Origin of the sequence: Kitasatospora sp. NPDC001547 (assembly GCF_042894165.1) — a bacterium.
GTDB lineage: Bacteria > Actinomycetota > Actinomycetes > Streptomycetales > Streptomycetaceae > Kitasatospora.
In genome coordinates this window covers 121,415-145,071 of sequence record NZ_JBIAVL010000017.1, presented here as the reverse complement: position 1 = coordinate 145,071, position 23,657 = coordinate 121,415, and the positions used below count along the sequence as shown (strand labels likewise).

The following is a 23,657-nucleotide window of genomic DNA, read 5'->3' as shown; positions in this document are numbered from 1 at the left end:
CGGGCCCTGATCCGAGGCGAACCGTCAGACACGCGCCGGCACGGTCCGAGCCGTCACTCCGGGTCGATCTTCGGGTACTCCCGCGCCGGGTCCACCCGGGGGCGGGCGGCGCCCTTCTCGGTGTCCACCGGCCGCGGGCCGGACGCCGGGTCCAGCGGCACCTGGGTGGCCGCCGGGGCCGTCTGCGGGACGCTGGGCGCCGCGACCGCGCCGCCGTTCACGCCGCCGTTGCCGGTCAGGCCGGTGAAGGCGCCGCCGAGGCCCTTGAGCGCGTCGCCGACCTCGCTGGGGATGATCCACAGCTTGTTGGAGTCGCCCTTGGCCAGCTCGGGCAGGGTCTGGAGGTACTGGTAGGCGAGCAGCTTCTGGTCGGCGTCGCCGTCGTGGATGGCCTCGAAGACCGTCCGGATCGCGGCCGCCTCACCGTCCGCGCGCAGCACCGCGGCCTGCGCCTCACCCTCGGCCTTGAGCACCTCGGCCTGCTTCTCACCCTCGGCCTTGAGGATCTGGGCCTGGCGCTGGCCTTCGGCGGTGAGGATCGCGGCGCGCTTGTCGCGGTCGGCGCGCATCTGCTTCTCCATCGAGTCCTGGATGGAGGTCGGCGGCTCGATCGCCTTCAGCTCGACCCGGTTGACCCGGATGCCCCACTTGCCGGTGGCCTCGTCCAGGACGCCGCGCAGGCCGGCGTTGATGACCTCGCGCGAGGTCAGGGTGGACTCCAGGTCCATCGAGCCGATGATGTTGCGCAGGGTGGTGACGGTGAGCTGCTCGATCGCCTGGATGTAGCTGGCGACCTCGTAGGTCGCGGCGCGGGGGTCGGTCACCTGGTAGTAGATGACGGTGTCGATGTTGACGACCAGGTTGTCCTGGGTGATCACCGGCTGGGGCGGGAACGGCACGACCTGCTCGCGCAGGTCGATCCGGTTGCGGACCCGGTCGATGAACGGGACGACGATGTTCAGCCCCGCGTTGAGCGTCCGGGTGTAGCGGCCGAAGCGCTCCACGATCGCGGCGCTGGCCTGCGGGATGACCTGGATCGTCTTGATCAGCGCGATGAAGGCCACCACGACCAGGACGACCAAAACGATAAGGACGGGTTCCACGGACTCTCCCCTAGACGACCAGGGCGGTCGCGCCCTGGATTTCGACGACGTCGACCTGCTGCCCGGGCTGGTACACCTGGCCCGGGTGGAGCGCACGGGCCGACCAGATCTCGCCGTTCAGCTTGATCCGCCCGCCCTCCCCGTCGACGGTTTCCGCGACGACCGCGGTGGCGCCCTGGAGCGCCTCGATGCCCATCTTGACCTGCGGGCCCCGCTGGAGCTGCCGGTAGGCGATCGGGCGGACGAACGCCACCAGGGCGACCGAGACGAGGACGAAGGTCACGGTCTCCAGGACCACTCCCCCGCCCAGTGCGGCCACGCCGGAGGCGGCCAGCGCCCCGACCGCGAACATGGCGAACTCCGGCATCGCGGTCAGCACCAGCGGTATGCCGAGCCCTGCGGCGGCCAGGAGCCACCAGATCCAGCTGTCCACACGTCCATCCTAGGGAGCGAAGGCCTTCGAGGCGGACAGTTCCCGCAGGTCGAGGGGCGGAAACCGGTCGCGCGTACGACCGGTTCCCGACGGCCTTCCGGAGGGCGGACGGACGGGGTGTCAGCCCAGCGGCAGACCCTGGGCCGACCAGCGGTCTCCGTGCCGCTCCAGGGTCAGCGGCAGGCCGAAGCACTTGGAGAGGTTGCGGGCGGTCAGCTCGGTGTCGATCGGGCCGGCGGTGAGCACCTTCCCCTGACGGATCATCAGGACGTGGGTGAAGCCGGGCGCGATCTCCTCGACGTGGTGGGTGACCATCGCCATCGCCGGGGCGAACTCGTCCTGGGCGAGCGCGCCGAGCCGGCGGACCAGGTCCTCGCGGCCGCCGAGGTCCAGGCCGGCGGCCGGCTCGTCGAGCAGCAGCAGCTCGGGGTCGGTCATCAGGGCGCGGGCGATCAGGGTGCGCTTGCGCTCGCCCTCGGAGAGGGTGCCGAACTTGCGGTCGGTGAGGCCGGCCATGCCGAGGCGGTCGAGCAGGGCGAGGGCCCGGCCCTCGTCCGACTGCTCGTAGGTCTCCTGCCAGCTGACCGTCATGCCGTACGCGGCGGTGAGGACGGTCTGGAGCACGGTCTGCTCGGCCGGCAGCTTGTCGAACATCGCGGCACCGGCCAGGCCGATCCGGGAGCGCAGCTCGAAGACGTCGATCTCGCCGAGCTTCTCGCCCAGCACCGTGACCTTGCCCGAGGTCGGGAACAGGTACGAGGAGGCGATCTGCAACAGCGTGGTCTTGCCGGCGCCGTTCGGGCCCAGAATGACCCAGCGCTCGCCCTCGGAGATGGACCACGAGACCTGGTCGACCAGCGCGCGCCCCTCCCGGACCACGGATACGTCCACCAGCTCCAGCACGTCGCTCATGCCTATGCCTTCCCCAAAAAACAAGATTCTCGGCCGTCGGTGCGGGCGGCGAGCCTACTCCGGCGGCCGGTGGGCACGGGGTAAGTGCGCCGCACACGCATGGGCAAACCTACGCCACGCGGATGACCGCCGATTCCGTAGGCTGGCCGGATGCTCGTGACTCCTGCCGACAATCCGTACGAAGAGCCCCGTTCGGGGCGGCTCACCGCATGGGGCAACGCCCTGCTGGCGGGCCTGGTGCCGCCGGACGACGCCGCCGCGGCCGTCCTGGGCTCGGACGAGGTCCACCGGGTGACCGGGCTGCCCGGTGACGAGCCCGGCGAGCGGCACGGGCTGACCTGGGCGCTGGGGCGGCTGCGGGTGCTCGGCGTGCGGGGCCTGCGGCTCGCGCTGCCCTCGGCCGGGCACCCGATCGGGCTGACCGGTCCGAAGGCGTTCAACGAGCGGGCCATGGACGCGGGCGAGGCCGTCCTGGCCGTGGGCGCGCCGCTCGGGCTGGTGCCGGAGGTGGAGGTGTACGGCCCGGCCGGCGACCGCTCGGCCACCGTGCTGTGGCGCTGTTCCGAGGTCGACGACGCCCCTCCGGCGGACGTTCCCTCGCTGCACGAGGCCGAGCGGGAGCTGGCGGACGGGCTGCGGGAGGCGACCGTGCTGCTCACCCGCCTCGACGTGGCCGGTGCCGGGCCCGAGGCCCTGCGCGCGCTGGACGCCTACCGCCGCCGCGGCCACGGCGAGCTGCTCGCCCCCGGCTACCCGCCCCGGGCCGTCCGGGTCCTGGAGTCGGCCCGTCAGGTGTCCGCGCTGCTGGCCATCGCCTCCGGCGGGCACGGCGCCGCCGTCAGCGCCTCGGAGATGGCGGCCCGCCAGTCCGTCCTGGCCCCGCTGCGGCGCACCGCCCGGCGCGCCCAGGTGGCCGCCTACAACGCCCTCGTCGACGAGCGGGACGACCGCTGAGGCGCGCCGGGTCCGGGGCCGCCGTCGCGCGCGCTACCCCTCCCGGGTCGCGCCGTGGCGGACGGCCCAGAGTGCCGCCTGGGTGCGGTCGGCCAGGTCCAGCTTCATGAGGATGTTGGACACGTGGGTCTTCACCGTCTTCTCCGAGAGGTGCAGGCTGCGGGCGATCTCCCGGTTGGAGCGGCCGTCGGCGATGTGGCCGAGCACCTCGCGCTCGCGCTCGGTGAGCGTGCCGCCGCGGCCCTGCGGCGCGCGCGGGCCGTCGTCGGAGAGCAGCGCCTCGGCCAGTTCGGGCTGGAGCAGGACGTGGCCGGCGTGCACCGAGCGGATCGCCCCGGCCAGCGCCTCCGGGTCCACGTCCTTGTAGACGTACCCGGCCGCTCCGGCCCGCAGCGCGGGGACCATCGTGCGGTGCTCGGTGAAGCTGGTGACGATCAGGATCCGGGCCCGGCTGCCCTCCCCCTTGAGCGTGCGCAGCGCCTCGATGCCGTCGACGCCGGGCATCTTGAGGTCCATCAGGACGACGTCGGGGTCGAGTTCACGGGCCCGCTCGATGCCCTCCGCCCCGTCGGCGGCCTCGCCGACCACCTCGATGTCGTCCTGGACCTCCAGGAAGGTGCGCAGTCCGCGCCGGACCACCTGGTGGTCGTCGACCAGCAGGACGCGGATCGACGGTGTGCTCTCAGGCACCGGGGACCTCCATCTCGACGAGCGTCCCCCGGCCGGGGGCCGACTCCAGGGTGAGCGTGCCGCCGACGGCGGCCGCGCGGTCGCGCATCGAGGCCAGGCCGAGGTGGCGGCCGGCCCGGCGGACGGACTCCGGGTCGAAGCCGCGCCCGTCGTCGTGCACCCGCAGCAGCGCGCCGCGGGCCGGTGTCCCGGCCAGCGTGACGGTGACCCGGCGGGCGCCGGAGTGGCGCAGCGCGTTGTGCAGCGCCTCCTGGGCGACTCTCAGCAGCGCGGCCTCCTGGGCGGGCGGCAGTGCCCGGACGCCGTCGGCGGCGAAGGCGACGTCGGCGGTGTGCGCCCGGTCGAGGACCTGCACCTGGGAGGCGAGGGTGGCGCTGAGCCCGTCCTCCTCCAGGGCGGCGGGCCGCAGTTCCACGACGACGGCGCGCAGTTCGTCGGCCGCCTCGGCGGCCAGCCGGGCGACCTCGGCGAGCTCGGCGCGGGCCCGGACCGGGTCGCGGTCGACGAGCTTGGCGGCCGCCTTGGCCGTGAGCCGGAGCGAGAAGAGCTTCTGTGAGACGGCGTCATGGAGGTCGTGGGCGATCCGGGCCCGCTCGCCGGCCAGGGTGAGTTCGCGGCTGCGCTCGTACAGCCGGGCGTTGGACAGGGCGAGGGCGGCGTGCGCGGCGAGGATCCGCAGCAGTTCCTCGTCGTGGTCGGTGAAGAGGCCGCCGCCGCGCTTGTTGGCGAGGAAGATGACGCCCATCACCTGCGGCTCGTCCTCGGCCGCGTCGGTGTCCAGGATCGGCATGCCCAGGAAGGCGTCCATGTCGGGGTGGGCCGCGGGCCACCCCTCGAAGGCGGGTGCCTTGCGGACGTCGACGAGCCGGGTGGGGCCGGTCTCGTGCAGCATCGCGCCGAGCACGCCGTGCTGCCGGGGCAGCGGGCCGATGGCCCGCCACTGCTCGTCGGTGACGCCGTCGACGACGAACTGGGCGAAGCCCCCGTGGTCGTCGGGCACGCCGAGGGCCGCGTACTCGGCGCCGAGCAGTCCGCGGGCGGAGGCGGTGATGCGGCGCAGCACCTCACGGACCTCGAGGTGCCGGCTCATGGCGAGCAGGGCCTGGCTGACGGCCTCGATGCCGGACAAGCACGGTTCGCAGGCGGGCAGCGGGCCGTGGTGGGCCCGGTGGTCTCCGGTGGTGCTGGGCATACCGCCAAACTACCGCCGCCGTGACGGGCGCCGCGTCCGTCCCCGGCCGCTCCGGGCCCAGGTCCAGGGACCTAGGCCGCAGGGCCCGCCCCGGGGCCGCCGAGCGCCGTCCGGGGCGGGCGGGACCGCTCTCGACCGCCCGGGCCGCGACGCGACCGCCGGGAACGCCGGGAACGCCCGAGGGGCGGCCCCCCGGTGGGAGGCCGCCCCTCGGGCGGAGTCGGAGAAGGGGTCAGCCCTTCTGCATGACCTCGGGCTCGTGCCGGCGCTGGAGCCGGGTCACGATGACGCCGATGACGACGGAGATGACGATCAGCACGCCGGCGTCGATCGCCCACTGGGCGACGCTGTGCTCCCACAGCGGGTCGTAGTTGGGGTTCTGGAAGTCCTTGTTCCAGGGGCCCATGAGCACGGAGAGGTCGAGCGTGGTGGACACGATGCCGGTGCCCCAGCGGGCCGGCATCAGCCAGGCGACCTGCTCCAGTCCGGGCTTGCTGAAGATCTGGAAGAGGCAGCCGGTGAAGACGACCTGGACGATGGCGAACATGACCAGCAGCGGCATGGTCTTCTCGGCGGTCTTCACCAGCGCGGAGATCATCAGGCCGAACATCATCGCGGCGAAGCTCAGCAGGATCATGCCGAGGGTCATCTCGATGACCGGCAGGTTCTTGACGATCAGGCCGGTCTCGGGGAGCTTGCGCGGCAGGAAGCCGACGGCGGAGATGATGGCGCCCTGGATCACGCTGAAGAAGCCCAGCACGATGATCTTGGACATCATGTACGCCGAGCGGGAGAGCCCGGTGGCTCGTTCTCGCTCGTAGATCGCCCGTTCCTTGATCAACTCGCGGACCGAGTTGGCCGCTCCGGAGAAGCAGGCGCCGATCGCCAGGATCAGCATGATCGTCGCGGCGCCGCTGTTGAGGTGGAGCTGCGTCTTGGGGTTGGGCGCGAGCCCCGGTTCGTTGGGGATCAGCACGCTGACCGCGCCGATGACCGCCGGCAGCAGCACCGACAGGGCCAGGAAGCCGCGGTCCGAGGCGAGCACCGACATGTAGCGGCGCATCAGCGTCCACAGCTGCGAGCCCCAGCTCTGCGGCTTGGGCGGGCGGATCGCCTCCTGGGCGACCTGGACGTGCTTCGCCTCGCCCGACTCCACGTCGGGGGCGGAGTACTGCTGGTAGTGCACCGAGCCGCGGTAGCGGCCGGCCCAGTCGTGGTCGGGGTAGTTCTCGAAGGCCTGGAAGACGTCCGCCCAGGTCTCGTACCCGAAGAAGTGCAGCGCCTCGTCCGGCGGGCCGAAGTAGGCCACCGAGCCGCCCGGAGCCATCACCAGCAGCCGGTCGCAGAGCGCGAGTTCGGCCACCGAGTGGGTGACGACCAGGATGGTGCGGCCGTCGTCGGCGAGGCCGCGCAGCATCTGCATGACCTCGCGGTCCATGCCCGGGTCGAGGCCCGAGGTGGGCTCGTCCAGGAAGATCAGCGACGGCTTGGTGAGCAGCTCCAGGGCGACCGAGACACGCTTCTGCTGACCGCCGGAGAGCGCGGTGATCTTGTTGTCGGCGCGCTTGTCCAGGCGCAGCTCGTACAGCACCTCGTCGATCCGGGCCTCGCGCTCGCGCGCCTCGGTGTCGCCGGGGAAGCGCAGCCGGGCCGCGTACTTGAGGCCGGTGCGGACGGTGAGCTCCTTGTGCAGGATCTCCGACTGGGGCACCAGGCCGATGCGCGAGCGCAGTTCGGCGAACTGCTTGTAGAGGTTGCGGCCGTCGTACAGGACGTCGCCGCGGTCGGCCGGGCGGTAGCCGGTGAGGGCGCGCAGCAGGGTCGACTTGCCGGAGCCGGACGGGCCGATGACCGCGACCAGGGACTTCTCCGGGACGCCGAAGCTGACGTCGTTGAGCAGGATCTTCTTGGCGCCCTTGTGCTCGACCTCGACGGTCAGGTGGCGGGCGGAGAAGGAGACGGCGCCGGTCTCGACGAACTCCTGCAGCTGGTCGCCGACCAGGACGAAGCCGGAGTGACCGACGGTCAGGCGGTCCTGCGGCCCCATCAGCTGGCGCTGGACGCGCTGGCCGTTGAGGAAGATGCCGTTGTGGCTGCCGAGGTCGACGATCTCGTAGCGGCCGTCCGGGAGCTGGCGCAGCTCGGCGTGGTGGCGGGAGACCTGGAGGTCGGACACCACGATGTCGTTGTCGAGCGCACGGCCGATCCGGACGGTGCGCATCGCCGACGTCAGGTTGCGGATGACGGTCGGCTGGGGACCGCCGCCGTGCTGCGGCGGGGCCGGGAAGCCCTGCTGCTCCGGGAAGCCGCCGTGCTGGGGCTGCTGCGGGGCCGGCTGGGCCTGCGGCGGCGCGTACTGCTGCTGCGGGAACGGCGGCTGCGCCTGCGGCTGGCCCGGCCAGGCCTGCTGCGGCTGCTGGTACGGGTCGTGCTGCGGCCAGCCCTGCTGCGGGGCGGGCTGGTGGGGTGCGGGCACCGGGCCGCGGCTGGTGGCGGCCTCGTGCATCGGGGCGGCCTGCGGAGCCGCGGCGTGCGCGGGTGCGGAGAAGCCGAGCCGGGGGCCGTTCTCCGGGTTGCCCAGGTTGACCACGGCACCGGGGAACAGCTGGGCCTGCATGGTGCGGGCGCCGGCCACGTACGTCCCGTTGGTGCTGCCGTGGTCGTCCAGCTGCCATCCGCTGCCGTTGAAGCTCATGGTCCCGTGGTGCCAGGACACCCGTGCGTCGTCGAACGGGAAGTCCGACTGCGGGTTGCGCCCGATGGTGTAGGACCGCCCGGGCTCCAGAGTCCGCTGCTGTCCGTTGATCTCAATGACGAGTTGCGGCACTGCGCGCCTGCCCCGCTCTCTCGGTTCCCCCGAATTGTGGCCCCCGGCCGGGGTGCGATGTTCCTGTGACTGACGGGGGGAATCATTCCAGCCCGTCGACCGCCGATGAAAGTCGGCCCGGGTGACTGTGACCAGGCTGCGACCGAGCCCCGGCCGGTGCCGTCCCGCGAGGTGGGACGGGTGCCCCCGGGCCGTCGGGCGCCCGGTAGCGTGGGAGCCACCATGAACGCATCGCCCCTGGCCGCTGAGCCCCTCCCCGCCGCCCAGCACCGGACCGCGGACGAGCGCACCCTGCTCGTCAAGGTGTTCGGCAAGGACCGCCCCGGCATCACCGCCGGCCTCTTCGCGACGCTGGCCGGCTTCGGCGTCGACGTCATCGACATCGAGCAGGTCGTCACCCGTGGCCGCATCACGCTGTGCGCCCTGATCACCCCGCCCCCCTCGCCCGGCGCCGAGGGCGGGCTGCGGGCCACCGTCCACCGCTGGGCCGACGAGCAGAAGCTCCAGGCCGAGATCCTCTCCGGCATCGGTGACAACCGGCCGCGCCGCGAGGGCCGTTCGCACGTCACGGTGCTCGGCAACCCGCTGACCGCCGCCGCCGTCTCCGCGCTCACCTCCCGGATCACCGCCTCGGGCGGCAACATCGACCGGGTCTTCCGGCTCGCCAAGTACCCGGTGACGGCGGTCGAGCTGGCCGTCTCCGGTGTGGCCACGGACGAGCTGCGGGCCGCGCTGGCCCAGGAGGCGGCCACCCAGCGGGTGGACGTCGCGGTGGTCGCCGCCGGGCTGGAGCGCCGGGCCAAGCGCCTGGTGGTCATGGACGTCGACTCCACGCTCATCCAGGACGAGGTGATCGAGCTGTTCGCCGCCCACGCGGGCTGCGAGGAGGAGGTCGCCGAGGTGACGGCGGCGGCGATGCGCGGCGAGCTGGACTTCGCCGAGTCGCTGCGGGCCCGGGTGGCACTGCTGGCCGGGCTGGACGCCTCGGTGACCGAGAAGGTCCGCGCCGAGGTCCGCTTCACGCCGGGCGCGCGCACCCTGATCCGTACGCTCCAGCGCCTCGGCTACCAGGTCGCGGTGGTGTCCGGCGGTTTCACCCAGGTCACCGACCACCTGGTGGAGCAGCTGGGCCTGGACTTCGCGGCGGCGAACACCCTGGAGGTGGTGGACGGCCGGTTCACCGGCCGGGTGGTCGGCGAGATCGTGGACCGGGCGGGCAAGGCCCGCTGGCTGGCCCGCTTCGCCGAGCAGGCGAAGGTGCCGCTGGAGCAGACGGTGGCGATCGGCGACGGCGCCAACGACCTGGACATGCTGAACGCGGCCGGGCTCGGGGTGGCGTTCAACGCCAAGCCGGTGGTGCGGGAGGCCGCCGACACGGCGGTGAACGTGCCCTTCCTGGACACCGTGCTGTACCTGCTGGGCATCACCCGCGAGGAGGTCGAGGCGGCCGACGCGCTGCACGGCACCCCGACCGAGTAGACGGCCCGGCCCCGGCCGGTGGCGTGGGCCCCGCCCCGCACGGCCGCGGACGCGCCCGAGGGGCGCGCGGATCAGCTCCGCGCGCCCTTCGGGTCAGTTCCGGGGATCACTCCTGCGGCGTGTGGTACGAGACCAGCTCGGCCGCGCCCGGCTCGACGCCCTTCCAGGAGCCGCGGAAGCTGAGCACCGCGATCGCCGCCGTCGGGAAGCCGCCGAGCCGCAGCCGCTCCAGCGCGTCCGGGTCGCCCGCGTCCCCGGCCAGCACCTGGGTCAGCCCCAGCACCCCCGGATTGTGGCCCACCAGCACCACGTCCGAGTACTCCTCGGGCGTCTCCTGGAGCACGGCGATGATCTCGCCGGGGCTGGCCTCGTAGACCCGCTCCTCGTAGACGGTCTTCTGCGGCCGGTGCGGCAGCTCGTGCACCGCCAGCTTCCAGGTCTCGCGGGTGCGCAGCGCGGTGGAGCAGACCACGTAGTCGGGGTTGATGCCGGAGTCGACCAGCCAGCGGCCGGCGTCCGGGGCCTGGTGGCGGCCCCGGTCGGCCAGCGGCCGGTCGTGGTCGTCCACGCCGTCCGGCCAGTCGGCCTTGGCATGGCGGAGAACGATGATCCTGCGGGGCGTGTCGGCGCTCATACCCAGCAAGCTTGGCAGAAAAGCGGCCCGGTGGCGCGACGCTCCCGGATGCCGCCACTCCGAGGGACGAGGAGTGTCGCCACCGCCCCGTTCACCTGGGCGCCGGGCGGCGTACGGGCGTCCGTCAGTCCAGGTTGGGGGCGATGGTGGCGATGATCGCCACCAGCACCACGATGGCGGCGATGGCGAGGGCGATGCGGCCGAGCTGCTTGCGGCCGTCGGTGGGGTTGGGGTCGAGAACGGGCATGTCCGGAATTCTCCCATCCCGAACACACCCGCCGGCCGCCGGGGCGTCACGCCGCGGCGCGCTCCGCCGGGTGCACCGCCTCGTCCTCGATGTGCCGGGCGCGCGCCGCCCGCAGGCCGAACAGCATCTGCGGCACCAGCAGCAGCGCCAGGAAGCCCAGCGGCAGGTACCACTCGCCGGTGACGTCGTAGAGCCGACCGATCAGGATCGGGCCGGGGATGGAGATCAGGTAGCCGACGCCCTGGGCGAAGGCGGACAGCTGCGCGACGCCGCCGGCCGTCCGGGCACGCAGGCCGATCATCGTCAGCACCAGCGGGAACGCGCAGTTGGACAGGCCCACCAGGGCCGCCCAGACCCAGGACGCGCCGGCCGGGGCGAGCGCCAGCCCGGTGTACCCGGCGATCCCGCAGGCCGCCAGCACGACCACGAACAGCCGCTGGTCGCCGCGCCGGGCGGCCAGGTTGGGCAGCACGAAGGAAACCGGCACGCCGATCACCATGGTGACCGCCAGCAGCACCCCGGAGGTGCCCTTGTCGATGCCGGCGTCCTGGAAGATCTTCGGCAGCCAGCCCATCACCACGTACGCGCCGGTGGCCTGAAAGCCGAAGAAGCAGGCCAGTGCCCAGGCGGTACGGCTGCGGGTGATCGGCAGCCTGACCGGTACGGCGGCGCCGCCCGACCGCTCGCCGCGCTCGCGCCTGGCGATCAGCACCGGCAGCCAGAGCACCAGGGCGAGCGCGCCGAGGGCGGCCCAGACGCCGAGGCCGTAGCGCCAGTCGCCGCCGAGCGCGCTGGTCAGCGGCACGGTGACGGCGGCCGCCAGCGCGGTGCCGGCGGACAGCGCCATGGAGTACAGGCCGATCATCGGACCGACCTTCTCCGGGAAGTAGCGCTTGATCACGACCGGCAGCAGCACGTTGGAGACCGCGACACCGGCCAGCGCGAGCGCGGTGAGCAGCAGGAACACGGCCGTGCCGCCGGCGAAGGAGCGGGCCAGCACGCCCGCGGTGATCGCGCCCATCCCGGCCGTGACGACCGCGATCGGGCCGATCCGGCGGGCGGCGGCCGGTGCGGCGAAGCCGAACAGCGCGAAGCACAGCGACGGGACGGCGGTGAGCAGCCCGGCGAGCGTCGGGTTCATCCCGAGGTCGTCGCGGACCTGGTCGAGCAGCGGCCCGAGGCTGGTGACCACGGGGCGCAGGTTGACGGCGGCGGCGGCGATCGCGACGGCGAACAGCCAGCCCAGGTACTTGGCGGAGCCGGAGGCGGCGGGCTGCTCCGCGCGCGGCGGCCGGCCCTCCGTCCGGGCGGAAGCGGTGGTCTCTGCTACGGACATGGAGAGCATCATAGAATGATGGGATGAATTGATGCACCTTGGAATTGGCATGATGTGCCGACCGTTCATCCTCCGGCCACCTCCCACCCAGGCCCCACCCGAGCCGTAGTCGCAAGGAGTCCCCCGTGGCGCTGTCCTCGCCGAGGCGCACCCCGCTGTCAGACCAGGTGATCGCCCAGCTGCGCGCCCAGATCACCTCCGGGGAGTGGCCGGTCGGTTCGCGCATCCCCACCGAGGCCGCCCTGGTCGAGCAGCTCGGCGTCGCCCGCAACACCGTCCGCGAGGCCGTCCGCGCCCTCGCCCACAACGGCCTGCTCGACATCAGACAGGGCTCCGGCACCTACGTGCTGGCCACCAGCGAGCTCGCCGGGGTGATGCACCGCCGCTTCGCCGACGCCGACCAGGGCCAGGTCGCCGAGCTGCGGGCGGCGCTGGAGACCTCGGCGGCGGGCCTCGCCGCCCACCGCCGCACCCCCCGCGACCTGGAGCTGCTGGACGGCGCGCTGGCCCGCCGGGAGGCCGCCTGGCACTCCGGCGACGCCGAGGACTTCGTCCAGGCCGACGCCGCCTTCCACCAGGCCGTGGTGGCCGCCTCCCACAACGACGTCCTGCTCGCCGTCTACGCCGACCTCGGCGAGGTCACCCGCCAGCACCTGCGGCACGACGTCGGCCCCGAGCTGATCGCCGAGCGCTACATCGGCCACCACACCATCCTGGAGGCCATCCGGGCCGGCGACGCCCAGCGCGCCTCGGTCGAGGCCGGCCGCGCCATCGGCGCCTGCGCCACCGCCGAGGCCTGACCGCCCGCCCGCGCGAGCCGCAAACGCCGCTGCCCGGCACCCCCGAGGAGGGGTGCCGGGCAGCGGCGTACGGGCGGAGCGTCAGGCGCCGATGGCGTGCAGACCGCCGTCGACGTGGATGATCTCGCCGGTGGTCTTCGGGAACCAGTCCGACAGCAGCGCGACGATGCCGCGGCCGGCCGGCTCCGGGTCGCTCAGGTCCCACTTCAGCGGGGAGCGGTGGTTCCAGGTGTCGGCCAGGTCGCCGAAGCCCGGGATGGACTTGGCGGCCATCGAGCCGATCGGCCCGGCCGAGATCAGGTTGCAGCGGATGTCCCGCTCGCCCAGGTAGCGCGCCAGGTAGCGGTTGGTCGACTCCAGGGCGGCCTTGGCCGGGCCCATCCAGTCGTACTGCGGCCAGGCGAACTGCGCGTCGAAGGTCAGGCCGACCACCGAACCGCCGTCCTGCATCAGCGGCAGCAGGGCCGTGGTCAGCGACTTCAGGGAGTACGCCGAGACGTGCATGGCGGTGGCCACGGATTCCCACGGGGTGTCCAGGAAGCTGCCGCCCAGCGCGTCCTGCGGGGCGAAGCCGATCGAGTGGACGATGCCGTCCAGGGTCGGCAGGTGCTCACGGACCTGGTCGGCGATGCCGGCCAGCTGCTCCGGGTTCGAGACGTCCAGCTCCAGCACCTTGACCGGGTGCGGCAGCTTCTTGGCGATCCGCTCGGTCAGGCTCGGGCGCGGGAAGGCGGTGAGGATGATCTCCGCACCCTGCTCCTGCGCGAGCCTGGCGGTGTGGAAGGCGATGGAGGACTCCATCAGCACACCGGTGATCAGGATCCGCTTGCCTTCGAGGATTCCGCTCATGATCAGTGACCCATGCCCAATCCGCCGTCGACGGGAATGACGGCTCCAGTGATGTACGCGGCCTCGTCCGACCCGAGGAACCGCACGGTGGAGGCGACCTCGGCGGGCGCCGCGTAGCGGCCCAGCGGCACGCCCGAGACGATCTCCGCGCGGCGCTCGTCACTGAGCACGGCGGTCATGTCGGTGTCGACGAAGCCGGGGGCGACCACGTTGACGGTGATGTTGCGCGGGCCGAGCTCGCGCGCCAGCGACCGGGCGAAGCCGACCAGGCCGGCCTTGGAGGCGGCGTAGTTGGCCTGACCCGGGGAGCCGGACAGGCCCACCACGGACGAGATCAGCACGACGCGGCCCTTCCGGGCGCGCATCATCAGCTTCGAGGCGCGCTTGACCACCCGGAAGGTGCCGGTCAGGTTGGTGTCCACGACGGAGGTGAAGTCCTCCTCCGTCATGCGCAGCAGCAGGGTGTCGTTGGTGATGCCCGCGTTGGCGACCAGCACCTCGACCGCACCGTGCTTCTGCTCGATCTCGGTGAAGGCGGCGTCGACCTGCGCGGCGTCCGTGATGTCGCAGCGGACCGCGAGGACGTCGTACTTGGCCAGCGCCTCGGGCACCTCGCCCGAGCGGCTGGTGACGGCCACCTTGTCGCCCGCTTCGGCGAAGGCCTGGGCGATCGCGAGGCCGATGCCCCGGTTTCCTCCGGTGACGAGAACCGAGCGGCTCAACGATCCACCTCTCTCCGTGTGTGAGCGCGTACGTCGGAATGCGTACGCAGTGTGACGCTATCGGGCGGTCGGCGGCGGCGGCGCATCGGGCTCCCACAGCGCCTTACCGGCGGATCTGTCGCAATCCGACAATCCGCGGCCACCCCGGCCGCCCCGGCCGCGGACACCGCCCAGGCCCGGGCGCTGCCCGGATCGGGGCGACTGTACGGGAACCACACGGACGGGCGCACCCGTTGCCCCCGTGGTGCGGGCCGGCCCGGGACCTGCCGTACCGATCCCCTACCGTCCCGGCGAGCGACGAAGGCAGAACGGATGACCAAGGCACGGCCCGGGAGCACCCCCCGGCGCGGACGACTGCTGGCCCTCACCGCCCTGGCGGCCGGCCTGGGCGCGGCCGCGTGGTCGCTGCGCGACCTGCCCGCGGCGTTCGGGCGGCGGCCGGACGGCGAGCGCGAGGAGCGGGTGCGCAACTCCCCGCAGTACCGCGACGGCGTCTTCCACAACGCGCCCTCCACGCTCGCCCGCACCGCCGGGGCGCCCGGCTTCGACGGCGCCACCGCCCGCCGGATGCTGTTCGAGCGGGCCGGGCGCGTCCCCGCCCACCCGGTGCCGACCGTCCGCCCCGCCTCCCCGCCCGGGCCGGCCGCCGAGGGCGTCGAGGTCACCTGGTACGGGCACGCCTCGGTGCTGGTGGAGGTCGAGGGCTTCCGGGTGCTGCTCGACCCGATCTGGAGCGACCGCTGCTCCCCCGCCGCGCACGTCGGCCCCAAGCGGCTGCACCCGGTGCCGGTGGAGCTGGAGGAGCTGCCGCAGGTCGACGCGGTGCTGATCTCGCACGACCACTACGACCACCTGGACATGGCGACGGTCAAGCGCCTGGTGCGCAGCCAGTCCGCGCCGTTCGCGGTGCCGCTCGGCATCGGCGCCCACCTGCGCCGCTGGGGCGTCCCCGAGCACCGGATCATCGAACTGGACTGGGACGAGACCTGCACCCTGGGCGGCCTGGTGCTCACCCTCACCGCGGCGCACCACTTCTCCGGCCGGGGGCTGACCCGCAACACCACCCTGTGGGGCTCCTGGGTGGTCGCCGGCCCGAACCGCCGGGTCTTCTACACCGGCGACTCCGGCTACTTCGAGGGCTACGCCCGGATCGGCGAGCAGCACGGCCCGTTCGACGCCGCGCTGGTCCAGATCGGCGCCTACGACGCGGCCTGGGCGGACATCCACATGACCCCCGAGGACGCCGTCCTCGCCCACCGGGACCTGACCGCCGGCCTGCTGGTGCCCGTCCACTGGTGCACCTTCAACCTGGGCCTGCACCCCTGGGCCGAGCCGATCGAGCGGCTGGTCAAGGCCGCCAAGGACCAGGCCGTCCCGCTGGCGGTGCCGCGCCCCGGCGAGCGGGTCGACGTCGACAACCCGCCGGAGCTCGACGGCTGGTGGGAGGCCGTCGGCTGACGGCCCGCACCGGCCCCCGGCGGGGCGGGACCCGGCGGGGGCCGTCCTGGCCAGAACCGCGGCGCACCGGTCGAAATGCGCTGGCCGGAAACCCGGTGGACGGGAAATGATGCGGTGCGGGCGCCCCTGTGGCGCCGCACCACCACCCTCCGTGACCTGGGAGCCCGCTTGCCTCCGATCCCTCCGGCCGATCGCTCCGGCGCGCCGAACGGGCGCGCCGTCGACCCGCTGTTCCTCGCCCTGCCGCTGCGCCCCCTCGCCGACGCGGCTCTCACCCGGGCCCGCGAACTGGGCGTGAGCCACGCCGACTTCCGCCTGGAGCGGATCCGCAGCGCCTCCTGGCGGCTGCGCGACGCGCGGCCGGCCGGCACCTCCGACAGCGTGCGGCTCGGTTTCGCCGTCCGGGTGGTGCTGGACGGCGCCTGGGGCTTCGCCGCCGGCGTGGACCTCACCCCCGAGGCGGCCGCCCGGGTCGCCGAGCAGGCCGTCGCGGTGGCCCGCCTCTCCGGCGGGATCGGCCGGGCGGCCGGCTCCACCGAGCGGGTCGAGCTGGCCGACGAGCCGGTGTACCGGGACGTCACCTGGGTCTCCTCGTACGAGGTCAACCCCTTCGAGGTGCCGGACGCCGAGAAGACCGCGCTGCTCGCCGAGCGCAGCTCCCGGCTGCTGGCCGCCGAGGGCGTCTCGCACGTCCAGGCGGCGCTGCGGACCGTCCAGGAGAACAAGTTCTACGCGGACACCGCCGGCACGGTGACCACCCAGCAGCGGATCCGGGTGCACTCCGACCTGGAGGCCACCTCGGTCGACGAGCGCACCGGCGCCTTCGACTCGATGCAGACCCTGGCCCCGCCGGTCGGCCGCGGCTACGAGTACGTCACCGGCACCGGCTGGGACTGGGACGCCGAGCTCGCCGAACTGCCCGTCCTGCTGGCCGAGAAGATGCGGGCGCCGAGCGTCGAGGCGGGCCGCTACGACCTGGTCCTCGACCCGACCAACCTCTGGCTGACCATCCACGAGTCGGTCGGCCACGCCACCGAGCTGGACCGCGCGCTCGGCTACGAGGCCGCCTACGCCGGCACCTCCTTCGCCACCTTCGACCAGCTGGGCTCGCTCAGGTACGGCTCCGAGCTGATGCACGTCACCGGCGACCGCACCGCCGAGCACGGCCTGTCCACCATCGGCTACGACGACGAGGGCGTGGCCACCCAGTCCTGGGACCTGGTCCGCGACGGCGTCCTGGTCGGTTACCAACTCGACCGCAGGATCGCCGCGTTGAAGGGCTTCGAGCGCTCCAACGGCTGCGCCTTCGCCGACTCCCCCGCGCACGTCCCGGTGCAGCGGATGGCCAACGTCTCGCTCCAGCCGGCCGCCGACGGCCCGGACACCGCGGGCCTGCTCGCCCAGGTCGAGAACGGCCTCTACATCGTCGGCGACCGTTCGTGGTCGATCGACCAGCAGAGGTACAACTTCCAGTTCACCGGGCAGCGCGCCTACGCCATCAAGGACGGCGAACTCGCCGGCCAGGTCCGGGACTTCGCCTACCAGGCGACCACCACCGACTTCTGGGGCTCGATGGCGGCGGTCGGCGGCCCGCAGACCTACCTCCTCGGCGGCGCCTTCAACTGCGGCAAGGCCCAGCCCGGCCAGATCGCGGCGGTCAGCCACGGCTGCCCGTCGGCGCTGTTCCGCAACGTCAACGTGCTCAACACCCAGCAGGAGGCGGGTCACTGATGACCGCGAAGCAGCCCCACGAACTCGTCGAGCTGGCACTCGGCCTCTCCCGCGCCGACGGCTGCGTGGTGATCGCCGACGAGGAGTCCACCGCCAACCTGCGCTGGGCCGGCAACGCGCTGACCACCAACGGCGTCACCCGCGGCCGCCGCCTCACCGTGATCGCCACCGTGGCCGGCGCCGAGGGCACCGCCTCCGGCGTGGTCTCCCGCGAGGCCGTCACCGCGGAGGAGGTGGAAGACCTCGTGCGGGCCGCCGAGGAGGCCGCCCGCGCGGCCGGACCGGCCGAGGACGCCCAGCCGCTGATCGCCGGCCGGCCCGCCTCGCCGGACTTCACCGAACCGCCCGCGGTGACCTCCATCGAGGTCTTCGACGCCTTCGGCCCGGCCCTCGGCGAGGCCTTCGCCCGCGCCGCCGCCCAGGGCGAACTGCTGTACGGCTTCGCCCGGCACGAGATGACCTCCAGCTACCTCGGCAGCTCCACCGGCCTGCGGCTGCGCCACGACCAGCCCACCGGCATGGTCGAGATCAACGCCAAGTCCGCCGACCCGTCCGGCTCGGCCTGGGTGGGCGCCGCCACCCGGGACTTCGCCGACGTCGACGTCACCGCCCTGCACGCCGAGCTGACCAGGCGGCTCGGCTGGGGCGCCCGCAAGGTGGAGCTGCCGGCCGGGCGCTACGAGGCGCTGCTGCCGCCCTCGGCCGTCGCCGACCTGTTGATCGTCCTCAACTGGTCCTCCGGCGGCCGGGACGCCCAGGAGGGCCGGACGGTCTTCGCCAAGCCCGGCGGCGGCACCCGGATCGGCGAGAAGCTCAGCCCCCTGCCGCTGACGCTGCGCTCCGACCCGCACGAGCCCGGCCTGGAGGCCGCGCCGTTCGTGCTCACCCACTCCACCGGCGGGGACTTCTCGGTCTTCGACAACGGCCAGCCGATCGCCGCCACCGAGTGGATCCGCGACGGCGTGCTGAACGACCTGATCACCAGCCGCCACGCGGCCGCCCTCACCGGCCTGCCGCTGCGCCCGGCGATCGACAACCTCGTGCTGGAGACGGCCGACCAGGAGTCCGCGCCGACCCTGGACGAGATGATCGCCCGCACCGAGCGCGGCCTGCTGCTCACCTGCCTCTGGTACATCCGCGAGGTGGACCCGGCGACGCTGCTGCTCACCGGCCTCACCCGGGACGGCGTCTACCTGGTGGAGAACGGCGAGGTCGTCGGCGAGGTCAACAACTTCCGGTTCAACGAGTCCCCGGTGGACCTGCTGAACCGGATCACCGAGGTGGGCCGCACCGAGCGCTGCCTGCCCCGCGAGTGGAGTGACGACGTCACCCGCACCGCGATGCCGCCCGTGCGAGTCACGGACTTCAACATGAGTTCGGTCAGCCAGGCCTCCTAGCCACTGACCGACGGGGGACGAGGGACATGATGGACGAGAAGCGCCTGGTCAGGTCGAGCAAGATGCTGTCGCGCATCCTGCGGCACGAGCCCGGGCTGGTGGGGGTCTCCCTGGACGCGGCCGGCTGGGTCCGGGTCGACGAGCTGCTCGCCGCGCTCGCCGCCCGGGGCCGGCCGCTCACCCGGGCGGAGCTGGACCACGTCGTGGCGAGCAACAACAAGCGCCGCTTCGGCTACTCGCCGGACGGTCTCTCGATCCGCGCCAACCAGGGCCACACGGTGGCGGTCGACCTCGGCCTGGCCGCCGCCGTGCCGCCGCCCGTGCTCTACCACGGCACCGCCGACCGGCACCTGGCGGCGATCTTCGACGAGGGCCTGCGCCCGATGGCCCGCCAGGACGTCCACCTCTCGGCGGACACCGAGACGGCGACCAGGGTCGGCGCCCGGCACGGCCGTCCGGTGGTGCTGACCGTGAACGCGGCGGCGATGACGGCGGCCGGCCACGAGTTCCGGCTCAGCGAGAACGGCGTCTGGCTGACCGACGCCGTACCCCCGCAGTACCTCTCCCGGCGCTCGTAACCGCGACCCGAAGGGCCCGTCCGCTCCGCCGGACAGGGCCCTTCGCGTACCCGACCGGGTGGGTCCGGCCCACCCGGTCTCGTCGCCGCCCGTGTCCGGGCGTACCGTGAGGAGGCCGCGCGGCCAGGCGCGGGGGTGCGTGACGAGGGCGGTAGGACACATGGGCAAGAGTGCCGACGGCGGGCAGGTCTTCCGGATCACCGGTGCGCGCAGCAGCCTCACCGAGGACGTCCGGGGGCGCCAGCGCCGCTACGTCATCTCGATGCTGGCCCGTACGGCGTGCGTGCTTCTCGCCGTGGTGCTGTGGGACGTCCAGCGGGTGCTGGCGTTCGCCGCGCTGGCGGGCGCCGTGCTGCTGCCGTACTTCGCGGTGCTGATAGCCAACGCGGGCCGGGAGCGGGCCCCGGGGCTGCCGAGCACCTTCGACATCCCGCTCGACACCCCGCTGATGCTCGGCCCCGGTGGGACGGGTGGGGCGGGCGCGAAGGCCGGTGCGCAAGAGGCGGAGGCGGTTCCCACCGATCCTTCACAGGACGTGGACTGACCGTCCGTTTCGTGTCGCTTCACCCCCGTTCGGCTCGGCGAAAGCTCAGAAGAACCTCAGATTAATCATGCAAGACCTCCCCATCCGAGGGTCTTGGCGTGACATACTGCGTACGCGCTCCGCATCCCCCGTCGGAGCGACGGACCGACGCCGGGCGGCTCCCCCCGTGGCTGCCCGGCGTCGCCATGCCCGGATCCGGCTGGCCCGCGCGGGCGTGACAGACTGGCGGTGCAGACGTACCCGCCAATCGTTGAGGACGGCCCGATGGACACCCCGCAGACGCCGATCTGCTCCGCCAAGGGCTGCCGGGCGGACGCCGGCTGGGTGCTGGTGTGGAACAACCCCAAGCTGCACACCCCGGACCGCCGCAAGACCTGGCTCGCCTGCGACGGGCACCGCGAGCACCTGTCCCAGTTCCTCGGGGTGCGCGGCTTCCTCAAGGAGGTCGTCGCCTTCGCCGACTGGACCCCGGAGGACGCCGAGGGCACCGGGGACTCCGAGAAGCCGGCCTGACCGCCGGGACGGCCGGCAGAGCCGCCGGGGCGCCGACCTGACCGCCGGACGTCGGCCTGACCGCCGAGCCGCCGGACGGCCGCCCGGGGCGCCGGCCTAGCCGCCGATCGCGGACATCGGCCGGTCGGGCTGGAGGAACTCCGGGTCGTCGATCCCGGCCCCGGCCTTCTTGCCCCACATCGCCGCCCGCCACAGCGCGGCCAGCTCGACGTCGTCCGCGCCCGAGCGCAGCGCGGTGCGCAGGTCGGTCTCCCCGGTCGCGAACAGGCAGTTGCGCACCTGCCCGTCGGCGGTCAGCCGGGTGCGGTCGCAGGCCCGGCAGAACGGGCGGGTGACCGAGGCGATCACGCCCACCCGGCCCGGCCCGCCGTCCACCAGCCAGCGTTCGGCGGGTGCCGCGCCCCGGCGCGCGGACGGCTCGGGGGTGAGCTCGAAGCGGGCCCGCAGCAGCTCCAGGATCTCCGTCGCGGTGACCATCGACGAGCGGTCCCAGCCGTGCTGGGCGTCCAGCGGCATCTGCTCGATGAAGCGCAGCTCGTAGCCCCGCTCCAGGCACCACGACAGCAGGTCGGCCGCCTCGTGGTCGTTGACCCCGCGCATCAGCACCGCGTTCAGCTTCACCGGCGCCAGCCCGGCGGCCTCGGCGGCGGCCAGCCCGTCCAGCACGTCCTGGTGGCGGTGGCGGCGGGTGAGGGTGTGGAACACCTCGGGGTCGAGGGTGTCCAGCGAGACGTTGACCCGGTCGAGCCCGGCGTCGCGCAGCGCGGTCGCGGTACGGGCCAACCCGATGCCGTTGGTGGTCAGCGAGAGCTCGGGGCGCGGCTCCAGCTCCGCGCAGGCGGCGACGACGGCGACCAGTCCGGGGCGCAGCAGCGGCTCGCCGCCGGTGAAGCGGACCTCGCGCACGCCCAGGTCGCGCACCGCGACGGTGACCAGCCGGACGATCTCCTCGTCGGTCAGCAGGTCAGGCTTGGCCAGCCACTGCAGGCCCTCCTCCGGCATGCAGTAGGTGCACCGCAGGTTGCACCGGTCCGTGAGGGAGACCCGCAGGTCAACGGCCTGTCGTCCGAAGGTGTCGAGCAGCACGTGCGTCCTTCCCCGAGATGCGACCGGCCCGGCCACCGTGACGGCGGGCCGGGCCAGCATAGTCATCGCGGGACGATCAGTGGGCGCCCAGTCCGGTCAGCGAGCGGACCTCCAGTTCAGCGTACTTCGCCGGGTCGGGTCGTTCCCCGGACAGCAGGGTGCCGATCCAGCCCGCCAGGAAGCCGATCGGAATGGAGACCAGCCCGGGGTTCTCCAGCGGGAACCAGTGGAAGTCGGAGTGCGGGAAGAGCGACTTGTCGCTTCCGGAGAGCACCGGGGAGAACACCACCAGCACCACCGAGGAGACCAGGCCGGCGTAGACCGAGCTGACCGCGCCGGTGGTGGTGAAGCGCTTCCAGAACAGCGAGTAGAGCAAGGTCGGCAGGTTCGCCGAGGCGGCCACCGCGAAGGCCAGCGCGACCAGGGCGGCGGTGCTGAGCTTGCCCGCGTAGAGGCTGAGCACGATGGAGACCGCGCCGATCGCGACCGCGGCCCACTTCGCCGAGAGCACCTCCTCCCGCTCGCTCGCCCTGCCGCGCCGGATCACGTTGGCGTACAGGTCGTGGGCGAAAGAGGCCGAGGAGGCCAGGGTGAGACCGGCGACCACGGCGAGGATGGTGGCGAAGGCGACCGCCGAGATCACCGCGAGCATGACCGCCCCGCCGGTGGTGCCGGCCCCGCCGCCGAGCTGCTCGGCGAGCAGCGGCGCCGCGGTGTTCCCGGACGGCGTCTTGCCCTCGACGGCCACCATGCCGCTGCGGCCGACCAGTGCCGCGGCGCCGAAGCCGAGGGCCAGGGTCATCAGGTAGAAGACGCCGATGATGCCGATCGCCCAGAGCACCGACTTCCGGGCCGCCTTGGCGGTGGGCACGGTGTAGAAGCGGACCAGGATGTGCGGCAGTCCGGCGGTGCCGAGCACCAGGGCGATCCCCAGGCTGATGAAGTCGAGCTTGGAGGTGTCGCTGGCGCCGTACTTCAGCCCGGGTTCGAGGAAGGCCGCGCCCTTGCCGCTGGCGGAGGCGGCCGCGCCGAGCAGCTCCGAGGGGTTGAAGTGGTACTTGGCGAGCACCAGGACGGTCATCAGCGCGGCGCCGACGATCAGCAGCACCGCCTTGACGATCTGCACCCAGGTGGTGCCCTTCATGCCCCCTATCACCACGTAGATGATCATCAGGGCGCCCACCGCGAGGATGGTCCAGCGCTTGGCGCCGTCCCCGGTGACCCCCAGCAGCAGGGCCACCAGCGCCCCGGCGCCGACCATCTGGGCGAGCAGGTAGAAGATCGACACCACGATGGTGGACACCCCGGCCGCGGTGCGCACCGGGCGCTGGCGCATCCGGAAGGCGAGCACGTCCGCCATGGTGAACCGGCCGGAGTTGCGCAGCGGTTCGGCGATCAGCAGCAGCGCGACCAGCCAGGCGACCAGGAAGCCGATCGAGTAGAGGAAGCCGTCGTAGCCGTTGAGCGCGATCAACCCGGCGATGCCGAGGAAGGAGGCGGCGGACATGTAGTCGCCCGAGATGGCCAGGCCGTTCTGGAAGCCGGTGAAGCCGCGGCCGCCGGCGTAGAAGTCGGAGGCGCTCCGGTTCTGTCGCCCGGCCCGGACGGTGATGACCAGGGTGGCCAGGACGAAGACCCCGAACAGGGTCATCGTCAGGCCGCGGTGCTCGGTGGCGGAGCTGGCGAGCAGGCTCATTCGGCGGACTCCCGGGGAGCGTGGACGACGGCGCCGTGCGCCTCGCGGATCGCCGCGGCGGACGGGTCGATCCGCCGGTCCGCGTAGCGGGCGTACCAGGCGGCGATGGCGAAGGTGGTCGCGAACTGCAGCAGCCCGAGCACCAGGGCCAGGTTGACGTGCCCGAGGACCTTGGTGCGCATCAGCCCCGGGGCGTAGCAGGAGAGCAGCACGTAGAGCAGGTACCAGAGCACGAAACCGATGGTGACCGGGAAGGCGAAGCTCCGGAACGAGCGCCGCAGCTTCCTGAACTCATCGCTGTCGTCGATGAGTTGGGCTTCCGTGGCGGCGGTGGTGAGCGGCGGCGAATCCACGCTGTCTCCTCACTCCTTCGGCGTATTAGTCACACGGGGGGAACGATCGAACGTGAGGGGCGTCACACGTCTGGTGCGCGCCGCGCAATGCTAGGAGCGTCCTGCCCGCCCCGGAAGGGGTTG

The 23,657-nt window shown here is 73.0% G+C and carries 23 protein-coding genes; 9 read left to right on the top strand and 14 right to left on the bottom strand.

Features of this window, described 5'->3' with window-relative positions; translation table 11 throughout:
• Positions 1-53 precede the first annotated feature (53 nt).
• The 3 genes from ACFY0X_RS27750 to ACFY0X_RS27740 form a co-directional block, all read right to left on the bottom strand.
• A complete protein-coding gene (locus ACFY0X_RS27750; protein ID WP_387758518.1) occupies positions 54-1,103 on the bottom strand; it encodes an SPFH domain-containing protein in 1,050 nt (349 codons plus the stop codon).
• A 10-nt stretch (positions 1,104-1,113) separates the two neighbouring features.
• Positions 1,114-1,536: an NfeD family protein gene (locus ACFY0X_RS27745; RefSeq protein WP_387758517.1), complete on the bottom strand. Its 423-nt coding sequence runs from the start codon at positions 1,534-1,536 to the stop codon at positions 1,114-1,116.
• Between the two features lie 120 nt (positions 1,537-1,656).
• The gene (locus ACFY0X_RS27740; protein ID WP_097235722.1) at positions 1,657-2,448 is read right to left on the bottom strand and encodes an ABC transporter ATP-binding protein; all 792 of its coding nucleotides are present in this window, start codon (positions 2,446-2,448) and stop codon (positions 1,657-1,659) included.
• A gap of 150 nt (positions 2,449-2,598) precedes the next feature.
• Here ACFY0X_RS27740 and ACFY0X_RS27735 point away from each other — a divergent pair, with 150 nt between their 5' ends.
• The gene (locus tag ACFY0X_RS27735; RefSeq protein WP_387758515.1) at positions 2,599-3,402 is read left to right on the top strand and encodes a hypothetical protein; all 804 of its coding nucleotides are present in this window, start codon (positions 2,599-2,601) and stop codon (positions 3,400-3,402) included.
• A 33-nt stretch (positions 3,403-3,435) separates the two neighbouring features.
• Here ACFY0X_RS27735 and ACFY0X_RS27730 read toward each other — a convergent pair whose 3' ends face one another.
• The 3 genes from ACFY0X_RS27730 to ACFY0X_RS27720 form a co-directional block, all read right to left on the bottom strand.
• Positions 3,436-4,092, bottom strand: coding sequence for a response regulator (locus ACFY0X_RS27730; protein WP_387758514.1), 657 nt, complete (start codon positions 4,090-4,092; stop codon positions 3,436-3,438).
• The gene (locus ACFY0X_RS27725; protein ID WP_387758538.1) at positions 4,085-5,182 is read right to left on the bottom strand and encodes a GAF domain-containing sensor histidine kinase; all 1,098 of its coding nucleotides are present in this window, start codon (positions 5,180-5,182) and stop codon (positions 4,085-4,087) included. The genes ACFY0X_RS27730 and ACFY0X_RS27725 overlap by 8 nt, the downstream gene beginning before the upstream one ends.
• A 334-nt stretch (positions 5,183-5,516) precedes the next feature.
• Entirely contained in the window at positions 5,517-8,111 is a 2,595-nt protein-coding gene (locus ACFY0X_RS27720) for an FHA domain-containing protein (RefSeq protein ID WP_387758512.1), read from the bottom strand.
• Positions 8,112-8,333: 222 nt separating this feature from the next.
• Here ACFY0X_RS27720 and serB point away from each other — a divergent pair, with 222 nt between their 5' ends.
• Positions 8,334-9,590, top strand: coding sequence for a phosphoserine phosphatase SerB (serB, locus tag ACFY0X_RS27715; protein WP_387758510.1), 1,257 nt, complete (start codon positions 8,334-8,336; stop codon positions 9,588-9,590).
• 106 nt (positions 9,591-9,696) lie between these two features.
• On the opposite strand, the gene ACFY0X_RS27710 is transcribed toward serB, so the two are convergent.
• The 3 genes from ACFY0X_RS27710 to ACFY0X_RS27700 form a co-directional block, all read right to left on the bottom strand.
• Complete coding sequence (locus ACFY0X_RS27710) at positions 9,697-10,224, bottom strand: SixA phosphatase family protein (protein WP_387758509.1); 528 nt, start codon at positions 10,222-10,224, stop codon at positions 9,697-9,699.
• Between the two features lie 124 nt (positions 10,225-10,348).
• Complete coding sequence (locus ACFY0X_RS27705; protein ID WP_387758507.1) at positions 10,349-10,471, bottom strand: SGM_5486 family transporter-associated protein; 123 nt, start codon at positions 10,469-10,471, stop codon at positions 10,349-10,351.
• Positions 10,472-10,517: 46 nt separating this feature from the next.
• Complete coding sequence (locus ACFY0X_RS27700) at positions 10,518-11,816, bottom strand: CynX/NimT family MFS transporter (protein WP_387758536.1); 1,299 nt, start codon at positions 11,814-11,816, stop codon at positions 10,518-10,520.
• A 116-nt stretch (positions 11,817-11,932) separates the two neighbouring features.
• On the opposite strand from ACFY0X_RS27700, the gene ACFY0X_RS27695 reads away from it, so the two are divergent.
• Positions 11,933-12,607, top strand: coding sequence for a FadR/GntR family transcriptional regulator (locus tag ACFY0X_RS27695; RefSeq protein ID WP_387758505.1), 675 nt, complete (start codon positions 11,933-11,935; stop codon positions 12,605-12,607).
• A gap of 81 nt (positions 12,608-12,688) precedes the next feature.
• Here ACFY0X_RS27695 and fabI read toward each other — a convergent pair whose 3' ends face one another.
• On the bottom strand, positions 12,689-13,456 hold the full coding sequence (gene fabI, locus ACFY0X_RS27690) for an enoyl-ACP reductase FabI (RefSeq protein WP_359911482.1): 768 nt from the start codon (positions 13,454-13,456) through the stop codon (positions 12,689-12,691).
• Positions 13,457-13,458: 2 nt separating this feature from the next.
• On the bottom strand, positions 13,459-14,178 hold the full coding sequence (gene fabG, locus ACFY0X_RS27685) for a 3-oxoacyl-[acyl-carrier-protein] reductase (RefSeq protein WP_387758503.1): 720 nt from the start codon (positions 14,176-14,178) through the stop codon (positions 13,459-13,461).
• 312 nt (positions 14,179-14,490) lie between these two features.
• On the opposite strand from fabG, the gene ACFY0X_RS27680 reads away from it, so the two are divergent.
• The 6 genes from ACFY0X_RS27680 to ACFY0X_RS27655 all read left to right on the top strand — a co-directional run bounded on the left by ACFY0X_RS27680 (position 14,491) and on the right by ACFY0X_RS27655 (position 20,399).
• A complete protein-coding gene (locus tag ACFY0X_RS27680; protein WP_387758501.1) occupies positions 14,491-15,636 on the top strand; it encodes an MBL fold metallo-hydrolase in 1,146 nt (381 codons plus the stop codon).
• Positions 15,637-15,813: 177 nt separating this feature from the next.
• Entirely contained in the window at positions 15,814-17,367 is a 1,554-nt protein-coding gene (locus ACFY0X_RS27675; RefSeq protein ID WP_387758535.1) for a TldD/PmbA family protein, read from the top strand.
• Positions 17,367-18,764 carry a metallopeptidase TldD-related protein gene (locus ACFY0X_RS27670; protein ID WP_387758499.1) on the top strand — a complete coding sequence of 466 codons (1,398 nt, stop codon included), beginning with the start codon at positions 17,367-17,369 and terminating at the stop codon, positions 18,762-18,764. Before ACFY0X_RS27675 ends, ACFY0X_RS27670 begins: the two co-directional genes overlap by 1 nt.
• Before the next feature lie 29 nt (positions 18,765-18,793).
• Positions 18,794-19,342 carry an RNA 2'-phosphotransferase gene (locus ACFY0X_RS27665; RefSeq protein WP_387758534.1) on the top strand — a complete coding sequence of 183 codons (549 nt, stop codon included), beginning with the start codon at positions 18,794-18,796 and terminating at the stop codon, positions 19,340-19,342.
• Between the two features lie 160 nt (positions 19,343-19,502).
• Positions 19,503-19,886: a DUF3099 domain-containing protein gene (locus ACFY0X_RS27660; protein ID WP_387758498.1), complete on the top strand. Its 384-nt coding sequence runs from the start codon at positions 19,503-19,505 to the stop codon at positions 19,884-19,886.
• Between the two features lie 264 nt (positions 19,887-20,150).
• Positions 20,151-20,399 (top strand): hypothetical protein, encoded by a 249-nt coding sequence (locus ACFY0X_RS27655; protein WP_387758496.1) that lies wholly within the window; start codon positions 20,151-20,153, stop codon positions 20,397-20,399.
• A gap of 96 nt (positions 20,400-20,495) precedes the next feature.
• Here the strand turns inward: ACFY0X_RS27655 and moaA are convergent, their stop codons facing one another.
• The 3 genes from moaA to ACFY0X_RS27640 form a co-directional block, all read right to left on the bottom strand.
• Positions 20,496-21,485: a GTP 3',8-cyclase MoaA gene (moaA, locus tag ACFY0X_RS27650; protein WP_387758532.1), complete on the bottom strand. Its 990-nt coding sequence runs from the start codon at positions 21,483-21,485 to the stop codon at positions 20,496-20,498.
• Between the two features lie 76 nt (positions 21,486-21,561).
• On the bottom strand, positions 21,562-23,181 hold the full coding sequence (locus ACFY0X_RS27645) for a cation acetate symporter (RefSeq protein ID WP_387758494.1): 1,620 nt from the start codon (positions 23,179-23,181) through the stop codon (positions 21,562-21,564).
• Positions 23,178-23,534, bottom strand: a complete 357-nt coding sequence (locus ACFY0X_RS27640) for a DUF485 domain-containing protein (RefSeq protein WP_387758492.1) — start codon at positions 23,532-23,534, stop codon at positions 23,178-23,180. Before ACFY0X_RS27640 ends, ACFY0X_RS27645 begins: the two co-directional genes overlap by 4 nt.
• Between the last annotated feature and the right edge of the window lie 123 nt (positions 23,535-23,657).

Coding starts and splice junctions, on each gene's coding strand:
- serB (WP_387758510.1), top strand. CDS start 8,334: ATGAACGCATCGCCCCTGGCCGCTGAGCCCCTCCCCGCCGCCCAGCAC.
- ACFY0X_RS27700 (WP_387758536.1), bottom strand. CDS start 11,816: ATGCTCTCCATGTCCGTAGCAGAGACCACCGCTTCCGCCCGGACGGAG.
- ACFY0X_RS27670 (WP_387758499.1), top strand. CDS start 17,367: ATGACCGCGAAGCAGCCCCACGAACTCGTCGAGCTGGCACTCGGCCTC.
- fabI (WP_359911482.1), bottom strand. CDS start 13,456: ATGAGCGGAATCCTCGAAGGCAAGCGGATCCTGATCACCGGTGTGCTG.
- ACFY0X_RS27740 (WP_097235722.1), bottom strand. CDS start 2,448: ATGAGCGACGTGCTGGAGCTGGTGGACGTATCCGTGGTCCGGGAGGGG.
- ACFY0X_RS27665 (WP_387758534.1), top strand. CDS start 18,794: ATGGACGAGAAGCGCCTGGTCAGGTCGAGCAAGATGCTGTCGCGCATC.
- ACFY0X_RS27725 (WP_387758538.1), bottom strand. CDS start 5,182: ATGAGCCGGCACCTCGAGGTCCGTGAGGTGCTGCGCCGCATCACCGCC.
- ACFY0X_RS27645 (WP_387758494.1), bottom strand. CDS start 23,181: ATGAGCCTGCTCGCCAGCTCCGCCACCGAGCACCGCGGCCTGACGATG.
- ACFY0X_RS27710 (WP_387758509.1), bottom strand. CDS start 10,224: ATGAGCGCCGACACGCCCCGCAGGATCATCGTTCTCCGCCATGCCAAG.
- ACFY0X_RS27655 (WP_387758496.1), top strand. CDS start 20,151: ATGGACACCCCGCAGACGCCGATCTGCTCCGCCAAGGGCTGCCGGGCG.
- ACFY0X_RS27705 (WP_387758507.1), bottom strand. CDS start 10,471: ATGCCCGTTCTCGACCCCAACCCCACCGACGGCCGCAAGCAGCTCGGC.
- ACFY0X_RS27660 (WP_387758498.1), top strand. CDS start 19,503: ATGGGCAAGAGTGCCGACGGCGGGCAGGTCTTCCGGATCACCGGTGCG.
- ACFY0X_RS27680 (WP_387758501.1), top strand. CDS start 14,491: ATGACCAAGGCACGGCCCGGGAGCACCCCCCGGCGCGGACGACTGCTG.
- ACFY0X_RS27735 (WP_387758515.1), top strand. CDS start 2,599: ATGCTCGTGACTCCTGCCGACAATCCGTACGAAGAGCCCCGTTCGGGG.